Raw genomic sequence first — 15,807 nt, 5'->3', positions numbered from 1 at the left:
GTTTATTTCAACAATAAAGAAATACGAGCTTTAAAACTTTGCATCTGCTTCTAGTCATTAAAAAAATGTAAATATTAGCTCAGAAGCCTTTATCCTACTTATTTTTTTGAGGAGTAAGATTGAAATGAATACTTTTTGCCTTACGTTTTAGGGGTCTAATTACAAAAGATTTAGTTTTCGCCAGCATGTATACCCGTTTGCTATTTATTTTTATAAGCTGCCTTTTTGTGACTAACATTGGCACACTTTCCGCACAGTCAGCAATTATTAAAGGCCAAATAACCAATCCGGAGTCTGATGAAGCAATCCGACAAGTGAATATATATCTAAGCAAATATCAGGGTTCATATAAAACAGGTGCTGCTACCGACAAGAACGGCTTTTACCAATTTAATCAATTATCGGCAGGAAGGTATCAATTAACGTTTACTGCAATTGGGTTTAAAAAAGAAACACGCGAAGTTACTGTAGAGGCCAATGAGACAATAGTAGTAAATATCGACCTACCACCTGCCCGATATAAACTTAACGAAATTGTAGTTAGCAATACCAATAAGGATCTCCCAGATCCTGCCACTGTTCAACGAATAGATGCCGATGAGATCGAAAAAGTTGACCTCGGGAATATTGCTGATGTCGCTCGTATGCTTCCGGCGGCTCATGTAGCTACCAATTCCAGGGGACAAACCATACTTTATCTTAGAAATTCTGCCGACCGTCAAACAGCCCAGTTTTTTAACGGGGCCCTTATTAATGTTCCTTGGGATAATCGTGTTGATATATCTTTTCTGCCTTCCTCTATGCTGGGAGGTGTCACTGTTTCTAAAGGAGTACCCTCGGTAACCTATGGCACTAATACCATTGGAGGAGCAGTAAACTTTCGTGCACAATCATTAGTAAACCGAGGAAACCTTACCAAGTTATCTCTAACTGGCTCCTTACCAGGATTAGGCGGCGCTTCAGCACTCCACACCGGACGAAAAAAGAACTTTTCATACACTGCAGAGGTAGGATATACCAACCAATACGACTATACATTGCCTGATGGAGCAACCGTACCATTTAGCCAGCCTTCAGATAACAGACGAGTGAATACCGACAGTCGCAATGTGAATATATTTTTTGAAGCGACAAAGCAGTATAACGATGGAGCTCGTTTAAGTGCTTCAATCTTTCATGTTGATGCAGCAAAAGGAGTTGCACCGGAAAGCAATCTCAATCCTTCCCAAACCAGTGTTCGCTACTGGCGTTATCCTACTATTCGTCAATCTATGGCTATTATCAGTGGGTTATTCCCCTTTGATTCTAATACTCATCTGCGAGGTTCCATATGGCTTAACCGATATGAACAGGATATTCACCAATTCAAAAGCGTTAACTATGACGCTTTGGATCAAACCCAAGATGATCTTGATATCACGGGAGGTATACGTCTAATCCTTGAACAAGAATTAGGAGAAGGCAATCTGGACATAGCATTGAATATGTTAACTACCCAACACAATCAAACTATTGTGCCCTATACAAACGGTAATACCCTAAGGGACTCCAGTGATACGTATGGACAATATATTTACAGTCTGGGTGCTGAATACTCTTTCCCCCTTGCTGAGGATTTAACCGGGATGGTTGGAATAAGCTATGAGGGCAGCGCAATTACAAATACCGGTCCCTGGGAAAGCGAGGGGTATCAACACTATTTAAATTCTTCGCTCAGCATAGCAGGGGGATTAAGTTACAATATTTCTGAACAATTAAGATTGCGCACTTCTTTTGGTCGCAAACCTCGCTTCCCTACCATGCGAGAACTTTATGGTGGGGCATTAGGCAAATTTGTTCCAAATCCTGACCTTAAACCCGTTACCGCATACCTTGGAGAGCTTGGTGCTGAATGGCGAACTACTACTTTTAGTGGATCCCTAACAGGATTTATAAGCCGTACCTATGATGCCATTGATAAAAAAACATTTCAACAGGGTCCTAATGCAGGCAAAGAGCAGCGTATTAACCTGGATGGTAGCAGGGTATGGGGGATAGAATCAAGAATTGCTGCTACGCCTGTAAGTGATTTATCTATCGATGGTAGCATAACCTATATGAATAAACGCGGCTTTTTACTGGGAGAACCTCGCAAACTTGATGAGAAACCGACATGGATAGGAAAACTGGGTATTACCTATAGCCTAACTGACCGTATTACCATTCTCTCTCAAACAGAATACACCGGTGGTATTTATACACGCACCGAGCGTAATACCTTTGTAGAGCTACCAGAAGCACTAATTTTTGATGGACGAATATCATACAATCTTTTCTCAGATGATAGTTCTCTAGAAGGAAGTGAACTTTTCTTTCGTGTAAATAACATCACTAATGATCTGCGTGTACTTCAACTAGGACTGCCCGGTCCCGGCCGAAAATTGTTGGCAGGAGCAAAAATTCAGTTTTAACTGCCAGTAGTTTTTTTTGAACTTGCTCTCCGCCAGGTAAGTCCCACCCCTACCAAAATGATACACATTGCAACAATCGAAGTTATCGGTGGCATTTCGGCAAAAAAGATAAAAGCTAACACCGACGCTAATAATGGTTCTGCTAAAATTAATGTAGACAATAATGTAGGAGACACATATTTAACGGCATAATTCATCGAGCCGTGTCCTAATATCTGGGGGCCAAAGGCCAGCCCCGCCCCCGCCCAAATACCGACTGTTGATATATTTGTTAAGTCTTTTCCCACCACTATAGCAATCAATATACAGGTAGCAGCCGCATAAAAATAAACCGGAAATACATAGTCAACCCACTCACGCTTTTGGCGAATCTTTTGACCAATTAATAGATAAAAAACAAAGATAATTGCAGCTGACAACGCCAAGAAATTACCAAACAGCGGATCTGCAAAAGACTGTTCAATTTGGCTGTCAGAAATCCCCAGTAACAGCGACCCCCCAAATGCCATGACTACCCCAATCCAAGTTGCTTTTGCAAAGCCACGTTTATACCACAGACGCTCTACCAGAATCATAATGATGGGATGCACCGTTACCAGTACTGAAGCCGAGGCTACCGAAGTATAGTAGAGTGAAGAAATCCAACAAATAAAATGCAATCCGAGGCACATACCGGAAAGTGCAATCCAAAGACGTTCTTTGCCCTTTCCTTTTCGTTTTTCATTATTGCGATGCCATAACCAAAATGGTAATAACATCAATGCTGCAAAAACAGTTCTATAGACCACTAATACTAGTGGAGAAGTATTGGGAGCCAAACGGACAAGAATAGGGGCAAAACCAAAGGCGGTAAGCCCTGCCGCCAGAGCCGCCAAAACCTGAACCTTCGGATAGTCAGCTGACATAAAGAATATTTTGTAAGAAGATCAGTATTATCGGATACGATCCATTGATTTTACCAGCTCAATATCATCTTTAATTTTCTTACGTGCATAAAGCTGGGAAACTAATGCCAATACAACTAGCCCCAGCCCAATAGTCTCATCCCATAGATAAGTTCCAAAACCTCCGAGAGAAATGTAGATCCCTATGGCAAAACCAATAGCACCAACTTGTGGTATTAAAAGACGACTAACCCAACGGAGCTGATTTTCTCGGTTTTTATAAAGGAAGATGGTTGCCAATGAACCCAGTGCGGCAATTGTCACAATGATGGCGAAACCGATACCAATCCATGCTCTGGGGTCTTCCATTGCATGATGATAAATTGCATTAAAAAAGATGCCGCCATTTAAAATAAAAGCTACAAATAAGAATATAGTTTGTAATCGTTGAATCACGGGTTCTCTAACAAATTTGGGATTGCTTATTTATTTGACTGCAAAGATACAATTTTTTGAACAGTTGGTCATCCTAAAAACAATGGATGCTTTGTGCAGTCTCAAGTACAAAATTATAGAGCATAAAATAACAAAGTCCGCCAAAAAGACGGACCCTGTTAGTTGTAGCGCACGAAGATTCAGATATTCTAACTTAGGACTCCAAAGCCTCTTCTATCTTCTTTTCATCCGGAGATCCATTTACCTCCGGTGACTTGAAGATGATACCCGGATTTTGCTCGCCAAAGAAAAAGACATTTACATTACGTCTTCCTTTTTCAACCAAATAGTACATAACCGGCACCAAGATAAGCGTGAGGAATGTGGCAAATATTAATCCATTGATAACGGCAATTGCCATAGGCGCCCACCATGCAGCTTGCTCACCACCCCAATACAGATACTCACCGATATTAGTAAAAAACTCCATCGGAGCACCTACCAAGGTTATGAAATCGAGATTAAAGCCGATTGCCAGTGGTATTAATCCCAAGGTTGTGGTTAATGCAGTAAGAATTACCGGACGAAAACGGACCTTCCCCGCCTTCACCAACGCTTCAAAAAGCGGCATCTTGTCTCGCACTCGCAATATATCGATATAATCGATCAGTACGATCGCATTATTAACAACAACACCGGCCAGGGAAATTACCCCAATTCCCGTCATAACAACGACAAACGGCATTCTAAAAATCACCAACCCAAGTACAACTCCGGCCGTAGACATTACAACCGAAAACATTACAATGAGCGGTTTGCTTACAGAATTAAATTGTGAAATCAGGATGAATGCGATTAAAAATAGAGCTATCAGAAAGGCTGTAAACAAGAAATCTATTGACTCTTGCTGATCTTCCTGTTCGCCCGTCCACTCTGCAGTGTAACCTGACGGCATCTCATTTTGTATATAATCACCCAGTATCTGCTGGACCTCCTGGAGAATAGCATTCGGATTATAGCCGGATCGCACATCAGACATTACCGTGATCACACGTTCCTGATCGATATGCTTGATACCTCCCAGTCCTTCACTCATCTCCCATGATGCAACACTTGACAGAGGTATCTGGCGCCCCTCATCAACAACTGTCAGGTCTTCGAGTGTACTCATATCGTCACGAAACTGTTCATCCAGCCGAACAGTTATATCGTACTCATCCTTTCCATCGCGAAATTGCGAGGCTTCTACTCCATTAATGGCCTGCCGTACGGTGTTACCAATTTGTGTTGTTGATAAACCGTAAACAGCTGCTTTTTCGCGATCCACATTAACCCTAATCTCGGGTGTCGGTTCTGGCAGATCGCTTTCCAGGCCAGACAATTTGCTATAGACAGAATCGTTTTCAAGAATCGTAATTACATCTTCGGAAAGCCGCTTTAGCACATCCATATCTTTACCTGAAATTTCCAGGTTGATAGGCTTGCCCGAAGGCGGACCTTGTTGCTCTTCCTCAACCGTAATATCAGCCCCTGCCAAGCCGGTACCAAAGTTCGACCTTGCATACTCCATTGCATCAAAAGTAGTACCTTTTCGCTCTTGAAAATCAACGAAGTTAAGTACTACGGTTCCCAGGTGTGAAGAATTACCTTGATTTCCTCCCGGACCTGAGGTAATAGCAGAACCAGAAGTACTAAGCACCGATTCCACATCTTCACTATTAGGAATAGTCGGCACCTTATTTTCCAGTGAATCTACTATCGACTTGGTAAATTCCACGTTGGTCCCAACCGGAGCTTCAACCTGTACATAGGCACGGGCCGGCGGAATACCTTCGGGGAAGAATTCCGTTCCGGCATTAAAGGCAAAAAATATTAAGAAACTGGAAAACAGAACCGCTATTGAGATCCCCAGCATAGACCAACCGTGATTGAGAGACCAGCGAAGCGTAGACTCATATTTGTCCAGCACCTTATCCAATCCTTTTTCCTGCCACCAATCGCCCAGTGGGCTCATGATATATCGATTAGACGCCCACATTAACACTCCTGCCAATATCAGCATCGACCACGTTAATACGTTAAATGCGAGAGCCACTGTCAAAAAGAGCCCGGCTATTATACTCATTGCCCACTTGCCACGCCTTGTCATTTTGGGCTTATCAGAATAGTCATCAACATGATCGAGATCCATAAACAGAGCACATAACACAGGGTTAATAACCAATGCCACAAACAATGAACTACTGAGTGTAATGATCAGTGTTTTAGGCAAAAAACTCATAAACTCACCTGTAATACCTGGCCAGAATAACAATGGGAAAAATGCTGCCAGTGTGGTCATGGTTCCGGAAATAATAGGTATAGCAACCTCACCAGTACCTTTTTTGGCGGCAGTAAAGTTGTCATACCCTTCTTCAAGGTATCGGTATATGTTTTCCACTACCACAATGGCATTATCAACAAGCATACCCAGTGCCAGTATTAGTGAGAATAGAACAACCATATTCATCGTTATCCCCACGGCTGCTAGTATAATAAAGGAGATAAACATCGACATAGGAATAGCAATACCCACAAAAGAAGCATTTCGCACTCCAAGGAAGAAGAGTAAAATTCCCACAACCAATATCAGTCCGGAAATAATATTATTTTCCAGGCTGCTAACCATCGATCTTATATCTTTACTCTGATCCGAAGTAATTTCATAGTTTGTAGTAGGAGGCAACATCGGCAGTTGTTCTTCCATAATACCTTTAACCGCAGAGGAAGTCTCTAGTATATTTTCTCCACTCCGCTTTACAATGGAAAGAGAAATTACCGAACTGTTGTTAAGTTCTGCATACGTTTCACGCTCTTTAAATCCGAACTCAACGTCGGCAACATCCCGAATATAGATAGGTTTATCATTAGGTGCTTTAATAACGATATCTTCGATTGGATCCACCGATTCATACTCCCCGGGCACACGCAATAGAAATTTCTTTATCCCCACATCGATATTACCACCGGGTACTGTAACATTCTCTTCTTGAACTGCCGCAATAATATCGGTAAAGGTGATGCCATAATACTTCAGTTTGGGTAGATTCACATCCACCTTAACCTCACGCTCAAGCCCGCCCGCGAGATTTACTTCCAGCACCGAAGGTACCGACTCAATACGATCCTGTAGATCTTCAGCGATTTTCTTGAGCTGCACCAAACCGTAATCTCCCGAAACATTCACCTGCATAATCGGGAATTCAGAAAAATTAATTTCTTGAATGATAGGATCTTCTGCCTCAGAGGGTAATTCCGGCTTAGCTAGGTCTACCTTTTCACGAACCTTTTGGAGGGCATCATCAATATTAATATCTGAATCAAACTCCATATTAATATTTGAATATCCCTCAGCAGAGGTAGAATTCATCTCTTTTATATCGGAAATACCACTCAGTTCTTCCTCAATTTTACGCGTAACTAAGCTCTCCATATCTTCAGGTGATACCCCCGGATAGGTAGTAATCACCATAATATTTGGTATCGTAATATCCGGCGAAGACTCTTTAGGTATAGTCAGGTATGACTGAACACCCATAATTGCTGCCAGCACAACAAGTACTAGCACACTTATACGATTATCAATAGAAAAAGAGGACAGCCCAAACTCCTTTTGATCTTGAGGACCGCCTTTCCCGTTTTCTCCTGAACTGCTGTTCGTTATTTCTGAATTATTCATTATAAACTAATACTACGCGTTAGGAATTTTTTTGAGCGATCTGTTCTTCTCTATTCTCTACAATATTAATTCTCATCTGGTCCTGTAGAAAAGACGCGCCCACTGTAATTAATTGATCTTCGGCTTTGAGTCCTTCATCTACAACTACATTATTTTTATAAGAAGCACCCAGTTTGACCTTCTGCATTCGAGCTACTTTGTTGCCTTTCTCATTTTCGGATACGGTATAAACCACATTTTGACCTTTATGCTGAAAAACCAGTTCAGCAGGAATAACAATGACGTTCTGCTGTTCAAGCGTTCTTATCTTAACATTCGCAATCATATCTACCTTATAGCTGTTCGACTCTGAGGGCAGTGGTATTTCAACTTCAAATGTTCTTGCACCGGGATCTATACTTTTTCCTACAAACTTAATTGGAAGCCGCATAGTATCGGCCCGTTGAAAATCGAACCATATATCAGCACGATCTCCCTTTTGCACAACATCCGAATAAGTAGAAGGCACACCGGCAGAAACTTGTAAACGATTAGTACCGATAAGACGTACCAGCACAGCACCGGGACTTGCCATTTCTCCTTCTTCTAGAACAATATTTTCCACCGTTGCATCAAAAGGAGCAGTAACAGAACTCTTTTCAATATTTACTTTAACAGCCTCTAACGATGCTTTATTCTGCTGATAATCGTACTTGGCATTGAGATAATCAATTTCTGAGCCAACGCTATCCTGTTTAAACAAACGTTCAAGGCGTTCATAATTCTCTTTTGCTTGCGCTGTAATTGCCTCTAAACGTTCTCTTTCACGTATAAGCTGCGAATCATCAATTTTAAGGATCGGCTCACCCCTTTTGACCTCATCCCCCTGGTCTACAAAATACTTCTGAATGCGCCCTGAGACTTCTGCTGAAATCCGCACGTCATTGCGTGCTTCAACAGTACCAACGAGCTTCAAGTAACGCTCAAAAGATTGCGGATTAACCTGTTGTGTTTCAACATTAACTGTTTTTACCAGCTCCTTTTCTGATACCTGCTTTTGTTCCTCAGAGCAAGAAGAGAGTAATACAACTGATAAAATTCCTATGAGTATAAATTGCTTATTCATTGTATTAAGAGTAATAATTGTATTTATTCGTTAATTTCCTGTTCGTCAGCATCCACAAATGGCACCATCCCAATAGCCTGATCGTACTGTGCTTTTGCCGACAAGTAGTCATAAACCATCTGGGCATAGTTAGCCTCTGCCTGCCTGAGCTGTAGCTCGGCATTCGTCACATCCAGCTGCGAACCCATTCCATTTTCAAGGCGTGCTTGTGCTCTCTGATATCCATCTTGCGCTAATTCCAGTGCTTGTGCACGAGCCGGAGCTGTTTCCAACGCTTGGTTAAGCGATTCCCGTGCCGACTGTATTTCATTCTTTGCTGATCGTATGGTCGCACGTTTTTGTTCTTTAATATCTTTCCGTTCTATCTGGGCGATATCCAAATTCGAAGATCGTTCAAAACCCTGAAAAATGGGAAGACTTAAAGTAAAGCCGAGCGTTTGTGAACGAGCACGAGTTTCATCAGTTCCGAAGAACACGGGGCTACCAGGCTGCGAAGCAGTCCAATTAAGGTTATAGCTTGCTGCTAAAGTTGGCAAAAACCTACTCTTAATTGCCATAATCTCTCGTCCCTTTAGCTCTTCTTGTTGTTCCAGCACACGAACATCCCCTCGCAAGTCAGTAGCTAAATCAATTACATTAGCTTTCTTCTGAAACTGATAGGGGGTCATATTATCAACTCGCTTCAAATTCTGATTGACCTTCTTCATGGCTTGTTGCGAGGTTACATCAAAAGCATTCAGATCTCCACTTACCGAAAATTGCACATTCAGGGGAATCCCCAATATAACTTTCAGTTCACGGTAAGCTTTTTTAACCGCATATCGCGCTTTTGTTAACTGCGGTTGCTGGTTTCGTAACTGTACTTCAACCTGTAATACCGCATATTCATCAACAAGTCCTGCTTTGTTACGTGCCTTATTTTCTTCTAAATTTTTGTTCAATCTCTCTACGGTGGCCTCTTGTAATCGTAACTGCTCTTCTGCAACCAACACACGATAATAAGCTAATCTTGTTTGCGTAACGACCTGCTGAGTCGTTGCCCGCAGGTTTTCAGCTTGTGCTGCCTTAAATATCTTTGAACTGCTTATTCCAACAAAGGCCTCTCCCCTAAAAAGGGTTTGCTGTACAGAAAAACCTCCCTGCCAATTGTTATCAGTCCCAAATTGAAGCGGAGTCAACTTCCCCGGTGGCGCTTGGGGATCAAAAAATTTGGCCGGCACAAAATTCACAGGAATCTCTAAATTACGCGTATATGAAGCGGACCCAGAAACTTCTGGCATCACTGAACTCCATGCCTTCGTAACCTCTTCATCGGCAATCTTAAGGCTAAATACAGATCGTTTTATCTGTGAATTATTAGCTAACGCTACTTCAATAGCTTCGGTAAGCTGGAGCTTATTATTTTTAGTCAAGACCTCTGAAACTGAAGTATTGTTATCCACTTGTGCTGATAACGGAACAACGGCAAATACAGTACTAATGATTAATAGTATCACTGCCCTATAAGTATGTCTCAAGACAGGTTGAAAATAATTTAACATATCACGGTATGATATTTATAAAATTAAGAGTTGATAAATATTTTTGGAATTATGAGAGCAACAATACGCACTCAATCCTCTAATGTTTCAATTTTATGACTATCAGTCAGTCCTTTTTTTCGTGCCTCTTCTGTGGCAATACCAGTACCTACAAGATCAAGGAAGTTTTCAAACAACGAATCGATTGATATCTCCATCTCATCTATCATTTCAAGATGGTGTCCAATGGAGCGCATATGAGTAACTGTTGTTATTCCCCGAGTACTAGCCCAAATGACCAGGGCTAATTCTTTGGGATCATATTTGTCATCAATAGTACCATCTTGCATTCCGATCTGTAAAGCACGAATCATATAATTCAATGCTTCTTCGCGATGCTCCTCACAAGTCTGCGCAAACTCACTTTCTTCCAGCTCCTCTACGTTGCTAAGCGACTCATAATAGATAAAAGCCTTAAAATAGTTGGAATGCTCACGTACAAAATCCAAGTACAACTGGCCAATCATACGAATCAGTTCAATGCCGGAATGTTTATGGGAAGTGGCAAATATTTTGGAAAACTGATTATTTAAAATAGTTGAACCCCGCTTTGTAATGGCCAGGTACAACTCGGTTTTATTTTTAAAATAAAGATATAATGTACCCTTGCTGAGTTCAGCCTCTTCAGCAATCTCATCCATCGTGGCCTGCTCAAGACCTTTTGAAAAAATAATTGTTTCCGCGGCATCTATGATCTGATTCCGACGCTGCTCTTTTTCTCGCTTCTTTCGATCTTCGGTTCCCATATAAAAAATTTACCTTTAAATGACTGTCAGTCAGAAAGTGACCAAAGTTAATAACACTGATCTATTTATACAACTTTATCCCATTAAAAGTTTCTCTGTTGATATTAAATTTTCTTAAAACAAGAGACTTCAAGAATAAAATGGTACCTTTAGCAGCTATAATTAATCAGAAAGGATTGGTGATCTTGAATATTTCTAAAGAAACAATTGTTGAAAGCTCTCTCTTCTTAGTAGCTGTAATCTGGGCACTAAACTTTTCTATTGTTAAAAGTGCATTATCGGAGATCGACCCCCTTAGCTTTAATGGATTACGCTTTATATTTGCTGCCGCTATTATTTGGATCGTCTTAATTTATAGAGGAGAAACTTTTTCGGTTCCCAAAAAAGATTGGCTACCTCTGATAGGTATGGGACTATTAGGAAACTTGATTTACCAAGGACTTTTTATCATTGGTATTGACTATACCTATGCTGCTAATGCAGCGGTTATGCTAGGTACTATCCCGGTATGGGTTGCCCTGTTTAGCCACTTCTTTAAACTAGAAAGCATGAATACCTTAAAGGCTTTAGGCGTTATTTCTGCATTTGGAGGTATTATTTTTATTGTATCCGGCGGTGCAGATCCGTTTTCCTTAGGTTCAGATACCTTTATCGGGGATGTCACAATTATCGGTGCTGCAGTTGTTTGGGGTGGCTATACAATTTTATCAAAATCTTTCTTAGATCGTTATACCCCCATCCAATTCTCAGCTATTATGGCGACTATAGGGGCTGTGGTTCTATTTTTAATTGGCCTGCCAAATATCCTTCAATTAAAATGGCACACCATTTCGGCTTCTGCATACGGCGGAGTATTATATAGTGGAATACTTTCTATTGGTGTTGCCTACCTGATCTGGAACTATGGGTTACAAACGGTAGGAGCTGTTCATACCTCAACCTACCAAAACCTTGTACCAGTGATGGGCCTTATTTTCGGGATTGTACTTTTAAACGAACAACTAACAGTGCTTCAATATATTGGATCCGCCCTAGTGATTACCGGCATCATATTGGCGCGATGGAAATGGCCGGCTAAGAAAAATACTTCTGCTAAAGTAAGCCCATCAGCGAAATAGTAAAACAGGAACCCTCTCCTTCTTCAGAGGAAACAGAAATTTTACCACCTAATTCCTCTATCATAGTACGTACATGTTGTAGCCCTACCCCAAAACTTGCTTCTCCTTCAGTACCTTCCGACTGTTTTACGAGGTCTCCGCTGTTAAATGCTTTTATCTGTTTGACATTCATTCCAATACCATCATCAGTAACCGTAATCTCCAGGCAAGCCTCAGGGCTTTTCTGGAAACATACTGTAACTGTACCTCCACCATTACTAAATTTTATTGCGTTCGCTACCAAGTTCCCCACTATTTGGATAAGTTTTGTAAATGTTTGGTGCCCAATCTCGGCCTCTTCACCTACTTCATAATTAAACTGGAGCGATATATTCTTCTTTTTGGCTTGCGGCTTATACAAACGCTCAATTTTATCTGCCAACTTCTTCAACTGGATCTCTCGCCGCCTTTTTGGATTCTGCTCTCTGTTATCAACGATAGAAAGCATACTATCAATTTCTTCAATCACACTCTCTGCACATTCCTTAATCATTGATAGGTCTTCCTTGGTAGGAGTTTCATCCTCCTGCTTAAGCGTTTCAGCAATCCCCACAATCCCGTTTATTGGGCTCCTCAAATCATGACTAAGTTTATGGAAACTGTCTTTCAATTCGTAGTATCCGCTGGCTGCCTGTTCAAACTTTCTAGTAATCTCCAATTGCTTAACAATTATATCTGCAAGATGCTGCAACTGCTCTTTTTGTGTATCACTCAAGCTTTTCTCTTTTGTATCGAGCACACAAATAGAACCGATATCTACATCTCTACTGGTAGTAATCGGTACTCCACAGTAGTATCGTAACGCCGGTGCTTTCTTCACATAAAAACGGTCCTTAAAACGATCATCTCGTGACAGATTAGCAATTTCAAACACATTAGATTGCTGGATAGTATATTGGCACAAACTTTTCTCTTTAGCCATAACATTATCCCCTAACTCCCCTGCCACAGTCCACTGGTTATAGGCATCCAATATATTAATCAGACATATGGGAGAATCAGTAATATATTTCCCCAACTCTACAAAAGGTTCCAAATTTTGCTCAGAATCTTCAAGATCAATATTAAGAGAGGCTAATTCTTCAATCCTCTGCTGCGTTTCCTCTATATGTTCATTTACTTTTCCTTTAAATACAGGCAAGGGGTTAATCTCGTCAATTCTATTCATTTGCTATATTTTATATAAATGGGAGAGTCTGTTAATAGAGACACCAACTACTACATATTTTGCAAAAGAAATGTTCCCTAAATAAAATCCTAATCCCTGTAACTAAATTCGCGTCCCACCACTCAACAAGTAAAGAATAGCCATGCGTACAGCAACCCCATTTGTAACCTGGCTTAGAATAATTGACCGATCGCTATCGGCCACCTCGCTTTCCATTTCAACGCCACGATTAACCGGCCCGGGGTGCATAACTGTAAAGTCCGGATACTGCTCAAGATGATCCATAGTGATACCAAACAGCTGATGATACTCCCTGATTGTTGGAAACAACTCCGTTCCATCTTCTTGTCGTTCAAGCTGAATGCGAAGCGCCATTGCAATATCACACCAATTCAAGGTTTCATCAATATTATGTGAAACCTCTGCTCCCAACTCATCTACATAAGCAGGCATCATAGTTTTAGGCCCGCAAACCGTTACATTCGCTCCCAGTTTCAACAAACCTATAATATTTGATCGAACAACACGGCTATGCGTGATATCACCGATAATAGCAATATTCTTTTCACTAAGATCCGGATATACCTGCTGCATAGTAAACATATCCAGTAATGCTTGGGTTGGATGTTCGCGCGCTCCATCTCCTGCATTAATAATAGCTGCGTCCACGCATCGCGTTAAGAAATGGGGCACCCCCGGACTTTCATGGCGAGCTACCACCATATCAATTTTCATCGAACTGATATTCTGGATTGTGTCTTTAAGTGATTCCCCCTTTTTAACACTTGAAGACCCTTTGGAAAAATTTACCACATCAGCCCCCATACGCTTTTGTGCTAACTCAAATGAGAGCCGCGTACGTGTACTATCCTCATAAAATAAGTTTACAATGGTCTTATCACGAAGAGTTGGAACTTTAGGAACAGGACGATCCAATATTTCTCTAAAATACTGGGCTTGGTCTAATACATATTGGATATCATCTTTTGAGTAACCTGCTAAACCCAGCAAGTGCTTATGAGGAAAATCGTAATCGCCTTGTTCCAAATTAATATCTTCAGCCATTATTGATCCTCCCCATCCGGATTTTGAACCACATAAACTGCATCTTCACCATCCAATTCATTAACCTTAACACGAACTTCCTCTTGTACATGGGTTGGTAACTTGGTACCAACGTAATCTGCAGCAATGGGCAGCTCCCTATGCCCTCTGTCTACCATACAACAAAATTTAATTGTAGCAGGACGCCCATAATCCATAAGTGCATCCATTGCAGAGCGAACCGTTCGGCCAGTATATAATACATCATCCATCAATACCACATCACGTTCGTACAGATCGAAAGGGATTTCTGTTACCTTAACCTGGGGCATTTTAAGACGTGTTCGAAAATCATCACGATAAAACGTAACATCCAGCATTCCGAAATCGGGCTTAAAACCAAACTCTTTTTCTATGAGCTGCATAATACGCTTTCCCATATAAACCCCACGAGTTTGCATACCAATAAGAGCTAATTTCTGGGGATCGTCATGCGGTTCCAAAAACTGGTGGGCAAATCGCCGGTAGGTGCGATTTAAATCTTCGGCCGACATTATCTTCACTTTATCCAAACGAAAGTCCTCGGTCTTTGTTTTTGCTACATGAATTTATGGAATGGCGTAAAGTAACTCAATTTAAAGTTTATATAAATCTAAAAATCTCTTTTTATGATATTGTATTCAAATTCAAAAACAAAGAGATCTACTTTAATATAATAATAAAAAACCCCATTGCTGCCGAAGCAACAACAGGGTCTGTCTTTAACTATACGGGGTAACCCGTCAGGGATTATCCAAGGAATCCGAGTACAGATTGCGGACCGTTGTTGGCCTGCGCAAGAGACGAAGTCGCCGTCTGCTGCAGGATACTCAATCGGACCTTCTCACTCTGCGCTTTGGCAAAGTCCGTATCCATAATACGGGATTTCGCCGATTCATTTGCACTGATCGACTGCGAGAGAGTCTCCTCACGGACCGACAGTGACGACTGCGTAATTCCAATATCGTTTACGTTTTCCGACATCGTCGTAATTGCATCATCGATGTGGTTGATGAACGAACGGAAGTCAGAGGAGTTGGCGGCCGTTCCGGCTGCGGTCTCAAAAGAAAGCGCTCCACCTGGGTTTGTGGCACCGGCTGTTCCGGCAGCCGTAGCTTCAATAGCCGATCCGTCAGCTACCGCACCGTCGCCGCTGGCGTTACCCAACTGGGCGGTGTTGGTACCGTCGGCAAACAGCTCACCTACGTTTACCGCATCCAGATCCGCGGTAATGGTATCCGATTCCCGTTCACCGACCTGGAAGGTCAGCTCTAAGGCACCGGACTTGGTGGCCGTGGTATCGTCTCCACTCAGCAGGTCATACCCCTGAAAGACCGTCTGATCAGAGATATCGTTGATGTCGGCGCCGAGCTCTTTAATCTGCTCACCAATAAACCCACGCTCATCTTCGCCGAGGGTATCGTTGGCTGCCTGCGTGGCCAGCCCTTTCATCTCCACGAGGTTATCCATGATTGTACCGA

The 15,807-nt window shown here is 41.7% G+C and carries 12 protein-coding genes; 2 read left to right on the top strand and 10 right to left on the bottom strand.

Features of this window, described 5'->3' with window-relative positions; genetic code table 11:
- Positions 1-227 precede the first annotated feature (227 nt).
- Positions 228-2,450, top strand: coding sequence for a TonB-dependent receptor (locus FCN14_RS10760; RefSeq protein ID WP_171032893.1), 2,223 nt, complete (start codon positions 228-230; stop codon positions 2,448-2,450).
- Here FCN14_RS10760 and FCN14_RS10755 read toward each other — a convergent pair.
- The 6 genes from FCN14_RS10755 to FCN14_RS10730 form a co-directional block, all read right to left on the bottom strand.
- Entirely contained in the window at positions 2,447-3,355 is a 909-nt protein-coding gene (locus FCN14_RS10755; RefSeq protein ID WP_246043150.1) for a DMT family transporter, read from the bottom strand. The genes FCN14_RS10760 and FCN14_RS10755 overlap by 4 nt on opposite strands.
- Positions 3,356-3,382: 27 nt before the next feature.
- Complete coding sequence (locus FCN14_RS10750; RefSeq protein WP_138431295.1) at positions 3,383-3,790, bottom strand: DUF4293 family protein; 408 nt, start codon at positions 3,788-3,790, stop codon at positions 3,383-3,385.
- Between the two features lie 193 nt (positions 3,791-3,983).
- Complete coding sequence (locus FCN14_RS10745; protein WP_138431294.1) at positions 3,984-7,487, bottom strand: efflux RND transporter permease subunit; 3,504 nt, start codon at positions 7,485-7,487, stop codon at positions 3,984-3,986.
- Between the two features lie 19 nt (positions 7,488-7,506).
- The gene (locus FCN14_RS10740; protein ID WP_138431293.1) at positions 7,507-8,592 is read right to left on the bottom strand and encodes an efflux RND transporter periplasmic adaptor subunit; all 1,086 of its coding nucleotides are present in this window, start codon (positions 8,590-8,592) and stop codon (positions 7,507-7,509) included.
- Positions 8,593-8,615: 23 nt separating this feature from the next.
- The gene (locus FCN14_RS10735) at positions 8,616-10,088 is read right to left on the bottom strand and encodes a TolC family protein (protein WP_171032892.1); all 1,473 of its coding nucleotides are present in this window, start codon (positions 10,086-10,088) and stop codon (positions 8,616-8,618) included.
- A 116-nt stretch (positions 10,089-10,204) separates the two neighbouring features.
- Positions 10,205-10,918 carry a TetR/AcrR family transcriptional regulator gene (locus FCN14_RS10730; protein ID WP_138431291.1) on the bottom strand — a complete coding sequence of 238 codons (714 nt, stop codon included), beginning with the start codon at positions 10,916-10,918 and terminating at the stop codon, positions 10,205-10,207.
- 140 nt (positions 10,919-11,058) lie between these two features.
- On the opposite strand from FCN14_RS10730, the gene FCN14_RS10725 reads away from it, so the two are divergent.
- Positions 11,059-12,036 carry a DMT family transporter gene (locus FCN14_RS10725; protein ID WP_138431290.1) on the top strand — a complete coding sequence of 326 codons (978 nt, stop codon included), beginning with the start codon at positions 11,059-11,061 and terminating at the stop codon, positions 12,034-12,036.
- Here FCN14_RS10725 and FCN14_RS10720 read toward each other — a convergent pair.
- The 4 genes from FCN14_RS10720 to FCN14_RS10705 form a co-directional block, all read right to left on the bottom strand.
- Positions 12,011-13,243, bottom strand: a complete 1,233-nt coding sequence (locus tag FCN14_RS10720) for a GAF domain-containing sensor histidine kinase (RefSeq protein ID WP_138431289.1) — start codon at positions 13,241-13,243, stop codon at positions 12,011-12,013. The genes FCN14_RS10725 and FCN14_RS10720 overlap by 26 nt on opposite strands.
- A 102-nt stretch (positions 13,244-13,345) precedes the next feature.
- Complete coding sequence (locus FCN14_RS10715) at positions 13,346-14,308, bottom strand: aspartate carbamoyltransferase catalytic subunit (RefSeq protein WP_138431288.1); 963 nt, start codon at positions 14,306-14,308, stop codon at positions 13,346-13,348.
- Complete coding sequence (gene pyrR, locus FCN14_RS10710) at positions 14,308-14,850, bottom strand: bifunctional pyr operon transcriptional regulator/uracil phosphoribosyltransferase PyrR (protein WP_281280660.1); 543 nt, start codon at positions 14,848-14,850, stop codon at positions 14,308-14,310. The genes FCN14_RS10715 and pyrR overlap by 1 nt, the downstream gene beginning before the upstream one ends.
- A gap of 226 nt (positions 14,851-15,076) precedes the next feature.
- Positions 15,077-15,807 (bottom strand): flagellin (locus FCN14_RS10705; RefSeq protein ID WP_138431287.1); only part of this gene is annotated, 731 nt, incomplete at its 5' end.

It is taken from the genome of Fodinibius saliphilus, from assembly GCF_005869845.1.
Taxonomy (GTDB): domain Bacteria; phylum Bacteroidota; class Rhodothermia; order Balneolales; family Balneolaceae; genus Fodinibius; species Fodinibius saliphilus.
This window is presented reverse-complemented; position numbering and strand designations above follow the sequence as displayed.